The sequence below is a fragment of the Paenibacillus sp. FSL K6-0108 genome (assembly GCF_045040695.1).
GTDB lineage: Bacteria > Bacillota > Bacilli > Paenibacillales > Paenibacillaceae > Paenibacillus > Paenibacillus pabuli_B.
This window is the reverse complement of record NZ_CP150288.1, coordinates 7,113,830-7,130,956: the sequence shown is the minus strand read 5'-3', so window position 1 is coordinate 7,130,956 and position 17,127 is coordinate 7,113,830. Positions and strand designations below refer to the sequence as shown.

The window sequence follows — 17,127 nt, the reverse complement described above, 5'->3', positions numbered from 1 at the left end:
ATCGGTCAATTTTCAGTAAAACACTGCAAGCTTTCGAGCTACAGTGTTTTTTACTATACCCAGCTAAGTATTTGTTCGTCATTCATATAACCAGGTTTAAGCAGACCTAGAGCTGGTTAAGGGCTTAGAGTTTCTGGGGCAGATAGGAGCCAAAGAGGGAAATTGCCGTATCTGCTCTATAACCGTCATCGCCCTGCCAGGTTGCGGCAAAGTGGAAGTCGCTGTACCCGCCCCTGCTTTTTCGTGGCGTATCCTGCGGAACAAGCAGACCGGATGCACTCCAGATTTCGAGAATCGCGTCCCGTTCCTGTTTGCTGGATGGAAACAAGCCTTTCCAACGTTTTTCCAGTCCGCGTGCGCTCTCATGAGGCTCACAGGTCTGCGCAGCTTCAAGCATGCTCACAAGTATAGCGATGTCTGCGTCAGTCACTTCATAGTCGGCTTCCTTGCTAGCCAGCAGCAGATCCAGATCCATCAGGCAGTACAGCAGGTTATTATGGCGAACCCCGCCCCATTTCACCCGTTCAAAGTTCAATACGTTGAGATCAACGTCCGTATACGTTCTGTCCGATTGAAGTCGCAGGAAGTTACAATCCCCGCAGGAGCTGGTGTTGGCATGCAGTGCACGGCGTTCCTCGTAGGTATGCAAAGGCAGTTGTGACGTTAAAGCCCAGCTGGAAAGTGCGCTGCGCAGATACACTTTTTTGGTAGACAAACTGTGTAAAAATGCCGATACTACCCGTTGCTTGATGGAGTTGTCCTGATGAATCTTATGCAAACGTGCAACGATTTCATCATGGGTAATGGTCAGCGGATCGAACATAACACCTTTGCTTTTGGCATATTCAAAATCATCCCCAGAGAAGGGAGCAGACGCCGTTTTCCAGCCGCCGCTTCCCCAGAAGGTGCTGAGCAGAATTTTTGCCGCTTTTTTATCCAAGAAATCAGCCTCCTCTATACAATCCATAAGAAGATGTATCGCATGAATCAAGTTTAGTTTTCCTTAATGTGCATATTCCTCGTTTGTGTTCAAAATCATTTCAACAAGACCGGGAAAGCGGGTGTTCAAATCATCCTTTCGGAGAGAGTAAAAGTGTTGTTTGCCTTCAATGCGAGGCCGGATAAGGCCTGCTTCACGTAAGATTTTGATGTGATGGGACAACGTTGATTTGGAAATATGGTCTACTTCGAAGGCGGAACAGTTTTTCTCGCCAGAGCTGGCCAGACAGTGTGCAATTTTCATTCGTACCGGATCACCCAGTGCGTTGCAGACCATGGTCAAATTCAATTCCGAAGTCATAGGTATCATTGGCGTTTTCATATCTATGACGGTAGCATATTCGGCAATTCCTTTCAATGTTTGATTTTTTTCGAACTGATGGTTGTTCTTAGGGTGGAAAGTGTGGTACAGTTCATCTCGGTTATTAAGTTTGAAATTTTTCGAACTATAAGATGCAAAATCGGATGGTATACTTTTAGGAGGAATACGAATGAGCACAACAAGCACTACAACAATGTTAAACCATTATTTCCGTTTATTTGACGCTTCCCGTACAGACGAACGTGCGATGCAGGATCTATTGTCCCTGTTTATACCGGGCTATTTCCAACGAACCTGACACACCCTATTGGAGGGTATTCAGCATGATCCATTTTTTAACGAATCTCAGGCACGCTATTGCCCTGTATTTACAATTTACAGGCAGATATATGCTGCAATCAGCCAATATAAGATGGCTGAAGTTCGTTAGAATACTAAACCAAGCTGGAAACCCCTAATAAGGTGCGCACGGTTCGTTAGCGTACGGCGTTTGGCAGAAGGAAGGCGCGGTATGTGATGAGATGAATTCGCCCCTTGCCTACTTGCTCACCGCCTAATCCATTCACTTCTGCATCGTTTTATTCTGGAAAGCAGTGATATCGGCATACTCCTCTTCAAACTTGCGTGAGATGCGGATGAAAATTGGCAGCAGTTCGCGATAGATGCGAACGCTATCCGGGTCTGGCTGATGCCGATGCGTCGATCCGATCATGCCGGAGACGGCACTGAGGGAATCGATGCGGCCTAGGGCGTATAACCCCAGTACGGCTGCTCCGAGGCAGGAGCTCTCGATACTTTCGGGAATGATGACATCCTGGTCGAAAATATCAGCCATCATCTGTCGCCACAGCTCAGAGCGGGCAAATCCGCCCGTCGCCTGAATTTTTTTGGGACGTCCGATCTTTTCTTCAATCGCCAGCATGACGGTGTACAGGTTAAACAGCACACCTTCGAGAGCAGCGCGGATCATGTGCTCTTTCTTGTGATGCAGTGTCAGGCCGAAGAATGAACCGCGTGCATTCGGATTCCAGAGTGGAGCCCGCTCACCTGTCATGTATGGATGGAACAGCAGGCCTTCCGAGCCTGGAGGTACATTTTCAGCGACACGTGTCAATACTTCATACGGGTCAATCCCGAGTCGTTTCGCGGTCTCCACCTCGGATGCTGCAAACTCATCCCGAATCCACCGGAATATCACCCCGCCATTGTTGACCGGACCGCCAATCACCCATGCATCCTCCGTGAGCGCATAACAGAAGAAGCGTCCTTTCGGGTCGGTGACCGGCTTGTCCACGACGGTACGAATCGCTCCGCTGGTCCCTATGGTAACCGCTACGACACCTGGATCAATGGCGTTAACACCCAGATTAGAGAGCACACCGTCACTTGCCCCGATGACAAATGGCGTCGAATCCGCAATGCCCATCTCCTTGGCATACTCGGGATTCAAGCCTTTCTTAAGTACATGTGTCGTCGGCACAAGGCGAGACAGATGATCCGGAGTGATGCCTGCGACATGGAGAGCTTCCTCGTCCCAGTCGAGCTTTTCGAGATTCATCATTCCCGTGGCAGAGGCCATGGAGTGGTCAATTACATACTCGGAGAACAATTTATAAAAGACGTATTCTTTCATGGAAATAAATTTGTACGTCTGTTTGAACAGTTCCGGTTGATCTCGCGTCAGCCACATGATTTTGGTCAGAGGTGACATCGGATGAATCGGCGTACCGGTTCTCAAATAGATTTCGTGACCGTTCATTTCGGTTTTGAGCGCTTCCGTCCACTCGGCACTGCGATTGTCTGCCCAAGTCATCGCCCGCATCAGCGGTTTGCCGTGTTCATCCACAGGCAGAATGCTGTGCATGGCTGAACTGAACGATACAAACAAGATTTCATGCGGTTGGATACCCGCTTTGGAGGTCGCTTGTTTAACCGATTCGACTACCGCTTTGAAAATATCTTCCGCATCCTGCTCTGCAATCGCAGGAGTAGGGGTATACAGCGGGTAATCGGCACCGCCTTGAGCCACAATGGTTCCGTTCTCTTCAAACAGGACGGCCTTGGTGGAGGTGGTGCCGATATCTACGCCGATCATATAGGGTGAAGAAGCCATTTTGTCATCCCTCTTTCTTGAATATATAAGTGAATGAATGCTGTTACACGTTAACACTTCGAGTACAGATAGCCTTTTGATCGCCGTTATCCCCAAATTTCTTGATCCCTCTTCAAAGGGAGAAATTTGGTTATAAATGCGAACATTCCATTTCTTCAGGCCCTTTCTGTCCCCTCTGCGCACGTGGCGCTATTCATCCAACTTATATGGCATCTGGTATTTATCTATAGATAAGAATATCAGACTTGAGGGATGGATCAAAATGCACTATAAGCCAGATCTAATCCTTTACAGCTCCTGCGGCAATATCGGAGATAAACTGGCGGCTGATGAACAGGAACATCACAATCAGCGGAATTACTGCCAGCAGAGTACCTGCGATAACCATCGCGTAGTCCGTATTGTACAGTCCGTTCAATTGAGACAACGCAATCTGTAACGTATACTTTCGCGCATCTGTCAGGACGATCAGAGGCCAGAGATAATCATTCCATACGCCGATAAATGTGAACGCGCCAAGGAAGGCAAACGCAGGCCGCAGAATCGGCAATGCAACGTTCCAATAGAGCCGGAAAAAATTACAGCCGTCGATTCGTCCGGCATCCAGCAGGTCATTCGGTATGGACTCCGTGGCATATTGGCGAATCCAGAAGATGCCGAAGGCGTTCACCATGCCCGGAATAATGAGGGCTTTGAAGGAACCGACCCATCCGAACGTCGCCATAAGCACGAAGGAAGGCACCAGCGACAGCTGGGAAGGCACCATCATGGTGGCGAGCAGCAGGACGAAGAGCCATTTTTTACCCGGAAATTCAAACTTCGCAAACGCAAATCCCGCCAGTGAATCAAAAAACAGCACCAGTACCGTCACCAGGCCCGACACAAACAACGTATTTATGAATGCGCCCCAGAAGTCGATCTGCTGAAGCACCCGACTGACATTGTTCCACAGCTCGCCCCCGAACCACAGTCTGGGCGGGAATGTATAAATCTCGGACGTTGTCCGGGTGGACATTACAATCAGCCAATAGAACGGGAACATGGAAATGAGCATGCCCCCGATAAGACCGGTATACAACACCAGCGATTTGAGAGATTTTGACGTCATGAGCGCTCCCCCCTTGTCACATCAGGATGACTTGCCTTGAACGAGCTTCCAGTTCACAATCGAGAACAGGGCGATAATGAGGAACATGCCCCAGCCAACCGCAGCACCATAGCCGAAGTAGTTGTTAATAAACGATTCACGGTAAAGGTACAATACAATGGTCATCCCGGCTGCGCCTGCACCGCCATCGTTCCCCACGAGAATTTGAGGTTCGGTGAATAGCTGCATGCCGCCGATCGTTGATGTGATGACGGTGAACAGAATAACGGGACGCAGCATCGGAATCGTGATTCTGAAGAAAGACTGTATCCCGGATGCACCGTCAATCTTGGCAGCCTCGTACAATGTCTGGGGGATGCTCTGAAGTCCGGCCAAATAGATGACCGCATTGTATCCCGTCCAGCGCCAGACGACCATGGAGGAGATCGCTACCTTAATGCCCCATGGCGCATTAAGCCATTCCACCACGGGAAGGCCGACGGACTGTAGCAGATAGTTGAGGAAGCCGTAGTTGTTGGCAAACAGGGCACCGAAGATAATGGCGACGGCCACGATAGATGTCACGTTCGGCAAGAAATAGCCCACTCGAAACAGCGTACGGAACTTCACAAACGGCGCATGGAGCAAGAATGCAACAATCAGGGCAAAGAACAGCATCGGAATGGTGGAGTAAATCCAGATCATGAACGTGTTGCCCACCGCTTGCCAGAATTCAGCATCGGTCAGCATATATTTAAAATTGTTTAGTCCGTTATAGGTCATCACACCGATGCCATCCCATTTGTGGAAGGCCAGATATAAGGAAAATCCAATCGGAAACAGTCCAAACACGGCGAACAGAATGTAAAACGGGGAGATCGCCATATAGAGTGCACGATGTTCCCACATCCGGGATAAGAGTGATTTCTGCCGATCCAAATTCGGACTTACCTTTCCCGGATCCGGAGTGAGGCGAGGTTCGGTTACAGCCATATGAATTCCTCCTTTGCGGATTGCCATCTCATAAGCATGTCTGAATTAACGCTGTAACTCACGCTCAACACGGTGAACTGTATCGGGCCAGACCTGCTCCGGGTTGGCATTTTGCTTCGCAATATCATTCAGCCGCCGGGTAATAATGTTGTGCACCGAAGGGTATCGTTCGCCAAAGAAGGCTTCTGGCACATGCTGTGCCGATTCGGCAAATACAGGCCCTGTTGCCTGTCCGCCGAAGAAGGGTTCTTCTTCTTTCATCGCTGGTGTATCAAACACACCCGGTGCCGAAGGAAACAGGTTCAACGTCTTATACTGTTCAAGTTGGTTATCCGGGCTTTGCAGCCACTGGATGACTTCGAACGCTTCTTTTGGATGTTTGCTTGATTTCAAAATGGACAGGAATGATCCGCCGTTATTGCCGTCTCCGCCAGGAGCGCGGGTGACACGCCATTTGCCAGATGTATCCGGTGCGGCTTCCTGTAAGACCTGCTTCATCCAGACGGCGCCCACAAAGGAAGCAATCTCACCATTATTCATTGCTGCGTTCCAGCCTGGAGTCCAGCCATCTGCATTGGCGAGCAGCCCTTTTTGCTTGAAGGATACGGCGGTATCCCAGCTCTGCTTGACGAGTGGTGAATCCATGCCGATAAACGAGCCGTCCGGACGGAAATACCGTTCGGTGCCTTGCGATAACATTTGATTGTAAACGGTTCCAATATTGTCGGTTAGAAATACCTTGCCTCCGAATGTTTCCTTGATCTTTTCTCCAGCAGCAGAGTAGGCATCCCAGTTGTTGATCTGACGAGCCACTTCTTCAGGCTCAGAAGGCAATCCGGCTTCCTTAAACAGATCTGCACGGTAGAAGAGCGCGGTCGGTCCCGTATCCATGGGGAAACCGATCATCTGTCCGCCTGGTGTGACTCCTTGCTTCCATTTCCAATCCAGATATTGGTCTTCAACGTCACCTGCGCCGAGATCATACAGATTATAGAAACGGTCCTCGCTGGGGAAGAGCTCCATGATCCAATCGTTCAATGCGACAATGTCTGGCTCACCTGAGCGCGCAGCGAGTGTCGTTTTGAGTTTTGCCTTGAAATCACCACCGATTTTCTGGGCGGTGAGTTCAATATTGGGGAACTTTTCCTTGGCCTTGGCAATCAGCTTATCATCAATGGAACGGTTCCAGTACCATAATGTAAGCGTTACCTTTTTGTTGCTCGATGAATCGTTCTGTCCCGGCCAGATGGAGCATCCGCTCACCAGCATGACACAGACTAGCAGAATGGCTGTCCAGCATGTTCTTTTCCGGCGGATCATGTGATAACCCCCTCATCGTTAAGTTCGAGGCATGAAGTGCGATGGACTACAACATAAGTGTATGAGCAGTTTATAAACTCATACCCAATATTCTTGAAATGAAACACAAATTTGTGTCGGTTACGTATCATAAAATGATTAGTTACTTTAGAAACAAAAGTTACTTGACACAACATAATTTTTATTTTAAACTTGCTTACATAAAGTAACTAATGATAATGACAATAATATAGATAAGCATTTTGCATAATTCGATTCCCAACGCTAACGGGTACAAGATATAGACGAATAGGATCACTTCGACCTATATCTTGCTGATTAGAAATCGCTTTAAGGATTTATGCAAAATGCTCCGATACGTATGATATACAATCCAGTGATCCATTTTCGGTCTGGATGCGAATCAATTCATAACAAGATGGCTTAACAGGAGGAACTTACTAATGATTAATTCACATATTATTCAACTGCTTGCCCCCAAAATTCAGACCTTTCCGAGTGGAAAAGAATTCATTTACCTCGTTGGGCCGATTAAACTTCCGGTGAATCTGGATGGAGAGACACATACCTTCCAGTGGTACAGCTGGATGAAATCGGAGAAAGCCATGGAAAGCCGCGAGCTGATTGAATCTCTCGCCACTGCCGAACTGGCTGAACGTCAGCAATCGAGCGTATTGGTGTACGGTGACTTTGCCGAAGCACAGGAAGCGCTGATTCGGATGCACAGCATCTGTCATACAGGCGATATCTTCGGCAGCAAACGCTGTGACTGCGGCTTCCAGCTGGAGCAATCGATGAAGATGATTGCTGCCCACGGAGCAGGTGCACTGTTCTACTTGGCAAACCATGAGGGCCGTGGCATCGGTCTGTTCAGCAAAGCGATGGCGTATTTGTTGCAAGAGGAAGGTCTGGATACCGTTGATGCCAACCTGCAGCTTGGGTTTACAGACGATGCTCGTAATTATGATGATGCCATTGCGGTATTGCGTGCGCTTCGTTCGGCACCCGTTACATTGATCACCAACAATCCACGCAAGCTCGCCGCTTTGCAGGAGGCGGGACTGAATGTGGGTGGGCGTGTGCCACTGTGGGGGGATCGTTCGGCCTTCAATGAAAAATATTTGCAAACTAAAGTGAACCGTTCCGGTCACTTGGCAGAAAATGATGGATGGGTTGGCGGAGAAACCTTGCTTCCGCATGCTCAGGCTTAAAAGGTTGATTCTACTGATGGATCATTCAACATGATTTGCCATAAAGCCTGTTTTCACACTGTTTAATAGACAGCGCAGTTTAGCTGTTCATGTATGCTCCTTCTGGGGTATGCATGAACAGCTTTTTTGAGTTTAGAGAATGTGTCAGGTTCGATGTCGATTAATAATCATCTTGCAATCATGACTGTGCTTGCCGTTCACACCATGCGAACTATACAATATAGGCATCTGATTTATGCAGGAGGAACGAAGGTGCCATTTGAGGGACAGTATGTGTTACCGGCTGCCAAAAGCATGAAGCAGTTCGAAGCGATGATTGATAGCCCTTACACCTATGGGGTTATGCTTGATACCCACATTGCACAGCTGCACAGTGTGATGGAGGAAGCGCGGCGGCGTGACAAGAAAATATTGCTGCATGCCGATCTGGTACAGGGGCTGAAGAATGATGAATATGCTGCAGAGTATTTATGCCAGCATATTCGTCCGGCAGGACTGATTTCGACGCGAGCAGGTGTAATTCAGAAGGCAAAACAAAAAGGAATTACAGCCATTCAGCGCGTTTTTCTGCTGGATACGAATGCACTTGAGAAAAGTTATCTTTTGCTTTCGAAGACCCAGCCGGATTATATTGAGGTACTGCCTGGTGTTATCCCGCATATTATTGCAGAAGTATCCAGGCGGACAGGTGTACCCATCATTGCAGGTGGTTTGATTCGCTCAACGGAAGAGGTTGAACTGGCTTTGGACGCCGGAGCTACCGCAGTAACCACTTCCAACGTGGACCTGATTCGGCACTACAAGAACTCGCATACAGAATATAAGCGGTAATCCCACAACAGGAGGTTGTCTGTATGGAAAAATATATTATGGCCCTTGATCAGGGGACAACGAGTTCCCGGGCGATTCTATTTAACCGGAGCGGGGAGATTGTGCATATTGCACAGCAGGAATTTCCGCAGTACTTTCCCAAGCCGGGCTGGGTGGAGCAGAACGCCAATGAAATTTGGAGCTCCATTCTGGCAGTGATGGCTTCATGTCTGGCCGAAAGTGGAATCAAGCCGGTCCAGATTGCCGGCATCGGCATAACGAACCAGCGGGAAACGGTTGTCGTATGGGACAAAGAAAAGGGCCGGCCCATTTATAATGCCGTAGTCTGGCAATCCAGACAAACCGCTGAAATTTGTGATGAGTTGAAGGCGAAGGGACTGAATGACCTTTTTCATCTCAAAACAGGCCTGCTCATTGACCCTTACTTCTCGGGAACCAAAGTAAAGTGGATTCTGGATCATGTTCCTGGTGCCCGGGAGCGCGCAGAGAAGGGTGAACTCCTATTTGGTACGATCGACAGTTGGCTGATTTGGAAACTGAGCGGTGGTACACATGTCACCGATGTATCCAATGCTTCCCGCACTTTAATGTACAACATCTATGATCTGCAATGGGATGACGAATTGCTTCAGATTCTGGACATTCCCAAAGCAATGCTGCCGGAGGTGCGCGGTTCATCCGAGGTGTACGCCCATACGGTTGACTATCACTTCTTCGGTCATCGGATTCCGATTGCCGGAGCGGCAGGAGATCAGCAGTCGGCATTATTTGGCCAGGGCTGTTATACAAAGGGAAGCATGAAAAATACGTACGGCACTGGATGTTTTATGCTCATGAATACCGGAGAACAGCCTGTGCAATCGGATCACGGACTGATTACAACCATTGCCTGGGGAATGAATGGAAAGATTGAGTATGCGCTGGAAGGCAGCATTTTTGTCGCTGGTTCGGCAGTACAGTGGCTGCGTGACGGCTTAAGGATGCTTCGTTCCTCAAAGGATAGTGAGGACTATGCGGCACGTGTACCCTCTACAGACGGTGTTTATATGGTGCCTGCATTTGTGGGGCTGGGAAGCCCTTACTGGGACAGTGAAGTTAAGGGGGCAGTATTTGGCTTGACGCGAGGAACCACTAAAGAGCATTTTATCCGTGCAACGCTGGAAGCTCTGGCGTACCAGACCAGAGACGTGCTGGCGGCTATGGAATCCGATTCAGGTATTCCGGTGAATGCCTTGCGCGTGGATGGAGGAGCAGCGGCCAATGATTTTCTCATGCAGTTCCAGAGTGATATTCTGAATATTCCTGTTGAGCGTCCCAATGTGAACGAAACGACAGCATTGGGTGCGGCTTATCTGGCAGGACTTGCAGTAGGGTATTGGAATAGTGCAGATGAGTTGGGGAATCACGACAATACGGAGCGTGTCTTCCATCCGGTTATGGCTGAGGAAGAACGTACAGAACTGTATGCAGGGTGGCAGCGTGCAGTGAAGGCAGCGATGGTCTTCAAATGAGGGGATATTCCTCGAAATGGTCATTTGTACTTTTTCGTTAAAGTTCTACAATATATGATATTTATTGGTGGAAAATGATGCATGATTTACAGGGTTTATTTTCCTGGGGGAGAGAAAACATATACCCACTATAAGGAAAAATAAATGATTAGTGGATCAGTTTGAAATTCCATCCGCAGGTAGAACAACTTTTTGAAATTTTTTTGAATAATGTGTCATTTCAGGCCTTCACGCCGCCTTAAATGTGTGATAGGATTAAGTCACAAGTTAAAAAATGATGTCTGGAGATCGGGAGAGACCACGTACCGCTCAGCAATTGCTGCAGCGAATGACGTGGTCTTTTTTTGTGCTTTTGTGGGTAAAACAAAGGTAATGAATGGGAGGAATCGGGATGACAGCATCGTTCTCGGCGAAAAAGCGTACCGAATATCTGGACCGGATGGCGAATGCACATTTTGACATATTGATTATTGGCGGAGGGATCACGGGTGCCGGGATTGCGCTGGATGCAGCCTCCCGCGGATTAAAGACAGCATTGGTGGAAATGCAGGATTTTGCCTCAGGTACATCCAGTCGTTCGACCAAACTGGTGCATGGCGGTCTGCGGTATCTGAAGCAGTTTGAAGTGAAAATGGTGGCTGAGGTGGGACGGGAGCGAGCGGTGGTGTACGAGAATGGACCGCATGTGACGACACCCGAACCGATGCTGCTCCCCATCTATACGGCGGGTACCTTTGGCCGCTTCAGCACATCCATTGGCCTGATGGTGTATGACCGACTTGCCGGAGTAAAGCGTAGCGAGCGACGCAAAATGTTAAATGCCAGAGCTGTTTCAGATAGTGAGCCCCTGCTGCGCAAGAACGGACTGCTGGGTGGTGGACGCTATGTGGAGTATCGCACGGATGATGCCCGGCTTACCATGGAAGTGATGAAGGAAGCAGTACAGCGCGGTGCACAGGCCGTGAACTATGTAAAAGCAGCAGCATTCCTGAAGGAGAATGGGGTTATTACAGGCATTCAGGCAGTGGACCAGATCAGCGGACAATCATATGATTTGCGGGCAGCCAAAGTGATCAATGCTTCCGGTCCCTGGGTGGATGAGCTGCGGAAGATTGATGGTTCACGCCAAGGCAAAACGTTGCAGATGACAAAAGGCATTCATCTGGTATTCAACGGTACGCGTTTTCCGTTAAGGCAGGCGGTATATTTTGATACGTCGGATGGACGAATGGTCTTTGCTGTTCCACGGGATGGGAAAACCTATGTAGGAACCACAGATACCGTCTTCGAAGATGATCCCGCACACCCGTTAATCTCCGAGGCAGACCGGAATTATATCATTGATGCCGTAAACGGGATGTTTCCGGATGTACAAATTCGGGCAGAGGATGCGGAGTCCGGTTGGGCGGGGGTTCGTCCGTTGATTCATGAGGAAGGCAAGGGGCCTTCCGAAATTTCACGCAAGGATGAAGTATGGATAGGCCCTTCGGGGTTGATTACCATTGCCGGAGGCAAATTAACCGGGTACCGTAAAATGGCCGAGATGGTTGTTGATTTGGCTGCCCGCCAATTGGAGCAGGAGATGGGGATATCGATTGGACCATGTCTAACGAAAGAGATGCCAATCTCCGGAGGCCATGTTGGTGGTTCCGCCGGATTTGGTGCATATGCTGAACGCAAGATTAAGGACGGCATCGCACTTGGACTCGACCGATCTGCTGCGGAGCGATTAGCCCGCGTATATGGTTCCAATGTGGACGCACTGTACGAGCGGATGCCTGATCGCCGGGCAAAAGCTGAACTGCACGGCATGCCACAGGAGCTATTGCTGATGCTGAGCTACGCTATCGATGAGGAGATGACGATGACACCGGTAGACTTTTTTGTGCGACGTACCGGGGACCTTTTTTTCCGCATTGAGGAAGTCCGTCGATATAAGGTAGCGGTTATTCAATATATGGCTGAATGCATGGATTGGCCGGAGGAGCAGGCGACGAGGTTTGCGAATGAACTGGATCAGCTGCTCTTGGAAGCATCTGGCCAAATCTAATGCAGGATTTCGCATCTGGGGGTCGAATGGAACATGTAAGCGTGTAACAAGGAGAGGGGATTACATCTATGACTTTACAGATCGGAATCATTGGAACAGGTTGGTTCAGCAAGGTACATGCAGATATTCTGGCACGAATGGAAGGCGTTCGTGTAGCAGCTGTCTGCGGAACAGCGCTGGAGAAGGCGGAGGCCATGGCTTCTGTCTATGATGCTGTTGGCTACGGTGAACTTGAACATATGCTGGATGGTGAAAAGCTGGATGCAGTCTATATCTGTGTGCCCCCGATGTCTCATGGAACGATTGAAGCCGAATTGATACGTCGGGGTATCCCGTTCCTGGTGGAGAAGCCGCTGAGTACAGGCATGGATGTCCCTCGTCAGGTGCTGGATCAGGTACAAAGTTCAGGCTTATTGACATCAGTAGGTTACCATTTCCGTTATCAGGAGGCAGCACAGGTACTGAAAGAAGCGATGAAAGAGCAGACCGTCGGTATGGCGCTTGGGCGCTGGATGGGCGGAATGCCTGGAGTCGCCTGGTGGCGTCGCCAGGAAGGATCCGGGGGACAGTTTGTGGAACAGACGACCCATATCGTGGATTTGCTGAGGTATTGTGCTGGCGAAGTGACGGAGGTATATGCTGTAGCGGCTCAACGCAGCATGCATGAGAAGCATGAGCATGTCACGGTAGCCGATGTGGCGAATGTAACGCTCAAGCTGGAGAGTGGGGCTATCGCTAGCATTGCCAACACTTTCCTGCTGCCAGATGGCGAGGGCGGCGCAGGGCTCCAGTTCTACACGGATGCCGGAGTCTGGGATTGGACGCCTGAACGCCTTCTTCTGCCAAGTGCTGCCCCTCATGCGATGGCAGGTCTGGAGATTCCGGCAGGGCATAACCCGTATGAGCGGGAAAATGAAGCATTCATTCACGCCCTTCGTACAGGTGACCGCTCACGGATTTTATCCGATTATGCGGATGCCTGCCGTACTCAGGAGATTACAACGGCGGCATTGGTTTCGGCAGATTCCGGGCTACCGGTCCAGCTTAAACCCTCCAAGCATCTCTCGCATTAATCCATTTATGACATAACCAGAAATATAAACGAGTGAAAAAAACGCCTGCATCTGGACTGATCGGAAGATCAGTTCAATTCAGGCGTCTTTGTGTTGTACATGAATCAGAATCTGGCTACTTAGTAGACTGCTGCTGTTTCAACCAGTCTGAGGACCAGTTGTAAATCTGATTGATGACGGGTTCGATGGCTCTGCCTTTGGGCGTCAATTCATACTCGACACGAGGCGGAATTTCAGGATACATATGCCGGGTTACGATACCTTCCGTTTCCATTTCCTTCAGACGTTCGGATAACAACCGACCGCTAATCGCCATTTCTGCTTCCAGCTCTGTGAATCGTTTGGGTCCGGATAACAGTTGGTACATGATGAGCAGCACCCATTTCTTACCGATGATATCCATGGCTTGCGTAATGAGACAGGGATTTGGTGATTTTACTTTTCTCAGCTTCAACGTGTTCACCTCGATTCAATTAAGTATGGATGAATTTCCTCGTATATATAAAAGTGCGTGCCTTTCTGCCGCTCTGACCAAAGTAAGGGACAATGAAGTCAACATGTTACTACAAAATGTACTGTAACATACCTTTTGTATGTATTATACACTATTCGTCAAAAAATTACTTGAATAAATAATGTTATTATTATATACTCACTTCATAAAAGTAAGTTAATGATTATTAATATGTATAATATCAGCACATATCAATTTTGCAGTGCAAACTGCCCATTTTAAAAATAGAGTTACGTTGTAACTTTTACATAGATTGCTTTTTATACAACAGATGGATGACATTCATTTTCAGGAGGATTATACATATGAACAAAGGCATAAGATTTTTGGGGTATATTGCGTTGGTTGTGCTTGCAGGTGTATTTGTAATGGCAGGCTTTAACAAGGTTAGTGGGGCAGAGATGATGGTACAGACTTTCGAAGGTTTCTCCTATCCTACATGGACGATGTATCTCATTGGTGCAGTAGAGCTGCTCAGTGCGGTGGGTCTGTTGATTCCTCGAACTCGTATTCTGGCTTCGGGTGTACTGACGTTCATTCTGATTGGGGCTGTGGGGAGTCATCTAATTTACGGACAATACGCAGCTGTTCCTTTCCCGGCGGTGTTACTGGTTGCCAACATTGTCGTCCTGATTATGGGCATGCGTAAATTGGAGGCAGAAGAATTGGATACGGATCTGGTGCAGGTCTAAAAGATCGATTCAGAATGAACCGTAGCAATTAGTTATGACTGAGAAATACTAAAAAGATGACTACTGCAACGAGCGGTAGTCATCTTTTTAGTATCATAATGCCGAGGGTGTCCCATACAAGGGCTTAATACGGATTAGAGGTGAAAAGGCTTCGTTGACCACGTGTAATGATCCGCAGCGTATGCTGGGTATCCGATTGCTGAATCCAAGATTCACATATCTGACGAACCCAATCCGGGTTGGTTTTACCAGCGTCGTTTAACCAGTTGCTGACAGAGTCCTGCACATATTTATGAGCATCCGATTTTACATGGTTGAGTAGAGGCAGGGCCATTGCAGGGTTTACTTTTAACTCCTGTATATGTTTGGCCCACACACCGTGCGGTCTTATCGATTCTATGGCAAACCGTCGGATCAGCGGGTCAGGATCGATCACCCAGTCCATAAGCAGCATTAGCGCGTTGGATAATTCACCGGTAATTGGCTCCCGAACAGCCATCCAGGCAATCTCTCGTACACCAAAGTGGTGATCCGCTGCGAAGGGGCGGGTACGATCCAGCTTTTGAATCAGATTCAAACGGGAATCCAATCCGATGATATAGGCCGCCCAGCAGCGCACACTGTCTGAACGATGCTCCGCAAGGGAACGGAAGATGCGGGTTCGTTTCTTATCTCCCATTCGCTCCATAAGGTTGAGCCAATTTGCGGCGATGGTCGGGATAATTTTCATGATTCGCTGTTCATTCATCTGTATTAACTGCTCCGTGATCTCGCGGGTTTCGGCGTCCATTTCCAGTTCATGGGCAACCTGCTGAAAAAGGAGAATGTGATCGACAGCAAGCCACTCCGTCAGGTTTACCGATTCGATATGTCCAGATTGCAGCAGATTGCGGATGTGATCAGGAATGTCAGCCCCTTTACGGGCGCCTTTGCGTAGAAGAATGTCCTCAGGTATATCCAGGTCTGTTTTTTCATCCATCACCGTGCTCCTCCTTGTATATCAGCATTTATTATAATCCTTTGGGTTTATGCAAAATGCTGATATTGTATAGATTTATTCATCTACACGATACAATTAGCAGCAGAATAGAGATGTAATGCACCTTACAACTGGGTATGAATTCGGAATGATGTGGATAGTTCGTTGCGACGCACAGCAACGGATTTGAATCCGGTTCGAATGCGACCAATCCTTGCGAGATCTTGCAGGGTAACACTGACAGACTCACGCGTGGCTCCAGCCATCCAGGCAATTTCCTGGTGGGTCAGAGCAAGATTGATCCGGCAGAAGTCGTCTTCTTCCACCCATCCCATTTGATCAGCCAGCCGAGTAAGATTATGCATAATTTTGTCATGCAGGTTACCCAGGGCCAGCTTTTGTGTTAACTCACTCATTCCCTTGAACGTGTGCCGAGCGAAATACCGTTCATCTCCCCAAATACATTCCCTTCCTTCAAAATATCGAGTGTAAATTGTCTACCTTCTTCCGTTAATGTGTACAGGCGGATTGTTCCCTTTTTTACAAAATAGAAGCCCTCTGCATATGTATCCGGAGTCTGGATTAGTGTATTCTTGGGCATGGTTGTAATGGACGTCATGCTATCCATTTCAATCAGGTCTGCTTCTGACAAGGAGGACATGAGATTGAATTGTGATAAGTAGAGGAGTTTATCCATAACACTCCTTTCCGCTACGATAAGAATATAAAAAAAGAAGAACCCACGGAGTTCAAAGGGTTCTCTTGCAACGGGACTTCTTGAAACGGAAGGTCTCCTGATTATAAATAATCGAATAAATTCCTATTATAGTAGTTTTTTAAGTTGGGAGACGCGTCCTTGGCTAATGCCAAGCTTTTCCGCAATTTGCTGTTGAGCCAAACCGGGATTCTGTTCAACAATTTCCTTCATCTGTTGCAGCATGCGTGCCGTCTTGGGCCGCAGGTCCGGATACTCTTGGTTGGCAGCTGTAGCCCCTTCTTCCCAAGTGGGAGACGAGACTGTGGCGGATTCGGTAGCAGGACGCTCCACGGGTGCAGGAGCCTGTTTGTTCTGAGGAACGAACCATTCGGGAGTGTCATCCGGGTGTTTTAATTGAATTGCACAAGTCCGGCAGATGAATTGCTCTTTGAAATACATTTCCGTATCCACATCACCGCAAAACACACATAACGTTGATTTGTACTTTCTCAAAATCAACTCTTTCCCTTCAATGAAAAACTCGAGCGGATCGCCAATATGGATTTCCATCGTGTCCCGCATTTCTTTGGGAAGGACAATTCGTCCAAGGCGGTCCAGAGATCTCTTCATTCCGGTTCTTTTCATCGCATCTCCCCCGCAATATTCTCAATTAAAACCTGTCCTTATTGTAAGGAAGAAAGGGCTTTAATACAACAATAATATTTCAAATAAAAG

At 48.3% G+C, this 17,127-nt stretch carries 18 protein-coding genes; 7 read left to right on the top strand and 11 right to left on the bottom strand.

Going from position 1 to position 17,127, the window contains the following annotated elements; translation table 11 throughout:
* Positions 1 to 124: 124 nt before the first annotated feature.
* Positions 125 to 940 carry a hypothetical protein gene (locus MHB49_RS32320; RefSeq protein ID WP_405154322.1) on the bottom strand — a complete coding sequence of 272 codons (816 nt, stop codon included), beginning with the start codon at positions 938 to 940 and terminating at the stop codon, positions 125 to 127.
* Positions 941 to 1,003: 63 nt separating this feature from the next.
* Positions 1,004 to 1,321, bottom strand: coding sequence for an ArsR/SmtB family transcription factor (locus MHB49_RS32315; protein ID WP_405157291.1), 318 nt, complete (start codon positions 1,319 to 1,321; stop codon positions 1,004 to 1,006).
* A gap of 169 nt (positions 1,322 to 1,490) precedes the next feature.
* On the opposite strand from MHB49_RS32315, the gene MHB49_RS32310 reads away from it, so the two are divergent.
* Positions 1,491 to 1,619, top strand: coding sequence for a hypothetical protein (locus tag MHB49_RS32310; RefSeq protein WP_405154321.1), 129 nt, complete (start codon positions 1,491 to 1,493; stop codon positions 1,617 to 1,619).
* 264 nt (positions 1,620 to 1,883) lie between these two features.
* Here the strand turns inward: MHB49_RS32310 and gntK are convergent, their stop codons facing one another.
* From gntK to MHB49_RS32290, 4 genes are all read right to left on the bottom strand, one after another.
* Entirely contained in the window at positions 1,884 to 3,434 is a 1,551-nt protein-coding gene (gntK, locus tag MHB49_RS32305; RefSeq protein WP_405154320.1) for a gluconokinase, read from the bottom strand.
* Positions 3,435 to 3,714: 280 nt separating this feature from the next.
* Positions 3,715 to 4,542: a carbohydrate ABC transporter permease gene (locus MHB49_RS32300; protein ID WP_405154319.1), complete on the bottom strand. Its 828-nt coding sequence runs from the start codon at positions 4,540 to 4,542 to the stop codon at positions 3,715 to 3,717.
* Positions 4,543 to 4,563: 21 nt separating this feature from the next.
* The gene (locus tag MHB49_RS32295; protein ID WP_405157290.1) at positions 4,564 to 5,430 is read right to left on the bottom strand and encodes a carbohydrate ABC transporter permease; all 867 of its coding nucleotides are present in this window, start codon (positions 5,428 to 5,430) and stop codon (positions 4,564 to 4,566) included.
* A gap of 129 nt (positions 5,431 to 5,559) precedes the next feature.
* Positions 5,560 to 6,834, bottom strand: a complete 1,275-nt coding sequence (locus MHB49_RS32290) for an ABC transporter substrate-binding protein (protein ID WP_405154318.1) — start codon at positions 6,832 to 6,834, stop codon at positions 5,560 to 5,562.
* A 443-nt stretch (positions 6,835 to 7,277) separates the two neighbouring features.
* Here MHB49_RS32290 and MHB49_RS32285 point away from each other — a divergent pair, with 443 nt between their 5' ends.
* From MHB49_RS32285 to MHB49_RS32265, 5 genes are all read left to right on the top strand, one after another.
* On the top strand, positions 7,278 to 8,045 hold the full coding sequence (locus MHB49_RS32285; protein WP_405154317.1) for a GTP cyclohydrolase II: 768 nt from the start codon (positions 7,278 to 7,280) through the stop codon (positions 8,043 to 8,045).
* A gap of 252 nt (positions 8,046 to 8,297) precedes the next feature.
* The gene (locus MHB49_RS32280; protein ID WP_405154316.1) at positions 8,298 to 8,876 is read left to right on the top strand and encodes a glycerol-3-phosphate responsive antiterminator; all 579 of its coding nucleotides are present in this window, start codon (positions 8,298 to 8,300) and stop codon (positions 8,874 to 8,876) included.
* A 23-nt stretch (positions 8,877 to 8,899) separates the two neighbouring features.
* Positions 8,900 to 10,387: a glycerol kinase GlpK gene (glpK, locus tag MHB49_RS32275; protein ID WP_405154315.1), complete on the top strand. Its 1,488-nt coding sequence runs from the start codon at positions 8,900 to 8,902 to the stop codon at positions 10,385 to 10,387.
* Positions 10,388 to 10,778: 391 nt separating this feature from the next.
* Complete coding sequence (locus tag MHB49_RS32270) at positions 10,779 to 12,437, top strand: glycerol-3-phosphate dehydrogenase/oxidase (RefSeq protein WP_405154314.1); 1,659 nt, start codon at positions 10,779 to 10,781, stop codon at positions 12,435 to 12,437.
* Between the two features lie 68 nt (positions 12,438 to 12,505).
* Positions 12,506 to 13,510, top strand: a complete 1,005-nt coding sequence (locus MHB49_RS32265) for a Gfo/Idh/MocA family protein (RefSeq protein WP_405154313.1) — start codon at positions 12,506 to 12,508, stop codon at positions 13,508 to 13,510.
* 115 nt (positions 13,511 to 13,625) lie between these two features.
* On the opposite strand, the gene MHB49_RS32260 is transcribed toward MHB49_RS32265, so the two are convergent.
* Complete coding sequence (locus MHB49_RS32260; RefSeq protein ID WP_247903338.1) at positions 13,626 to 13,913, bottom strand: helix-turn-helix domain-containing protein; 288 nt, start codon at positions 13,911 to 13,913, stop codon at positions 13,626 to 13,628.
* Between the two features lie 416 nt (positions 13,914 to 14,329).
* On the opposite strand from MHB49_RS32260, the gene MHB49_RS32255 reads away from it, so the two are divergent.
* Entirely contained in the window at positions 14,330 to 14,716 is a 387-nt protein-coding gene (locus MHB49_RS32255; protein ID WP_405154312.1) for a DoxX family protein, read from the top strand.
* Between the two features lie 124 nt (positions 14,717 to 14,840).
* Here the strand turns inward: MHB49_RS32255 and MHB49_RS32250 are convergent, their stop codons facing one another.
* From MHB49_RS32250 to MHB49_RS32235, 4 genes are all read right to left on the bottom strand, one after another.
* Positions 14,841 to 15,695 (bottom strand): DNA alkylation repair protein, encoded by an 855-nt coding sequence (locus MHB49_RS32250; RefSeq protein ID WP_247899787.1) that lies wholly within the window; start codon positions 15,693 to 15,695, stop codon positions 14,841 to 14,843.
* Between the two features lie 125 nt (positions 15,696 to 15,820).
* Positions 15,821 to 16,111 (bottom strand): helix-turn-helix domain-containing protein, encoded by a 291-nt coding sequence (locus tag MHB49_RS32245; protein WP_405154311.1) that lies wholly within the window; start codon positions 16,109 to 16,111, stop codon positions 15,821 to 15,823.
* Positions 16,108 to 16,356: a Crp/Fnr family transcriptional regulator gene (locus tag MHB49_RS32240; protein ID WP_405154310.1), complete on the bottom strand. Its 249-nt coding sequence runs from the start codon at positions 16,354 to 16,356 to the stop codon at positions 16,108 to 16,110. The genes MHB49_RS32245 and MHB49_RS32240 overlap by 4 nt, the downstream gene beginning before the upstream one ends.
* Positions 16,357 to 16,518: 162 nt before the next feature.
* The gene (locus tag MHB49_RS32235) at positions 16,519 to 17,037 is read right to left on the bottom strand and encodes an AbrB/MazE/SpoVT family DNA-binding domain-containing protein (protein WP_315793927.1); all 519 of its coding nucleotides are present in this window, start codon (positions 17,035 to 17,037) and stop codon (positions 16,519 to 16,521) included.
* Positions 17,038 to 17,127: the final 90 nt, after the last annotated feature.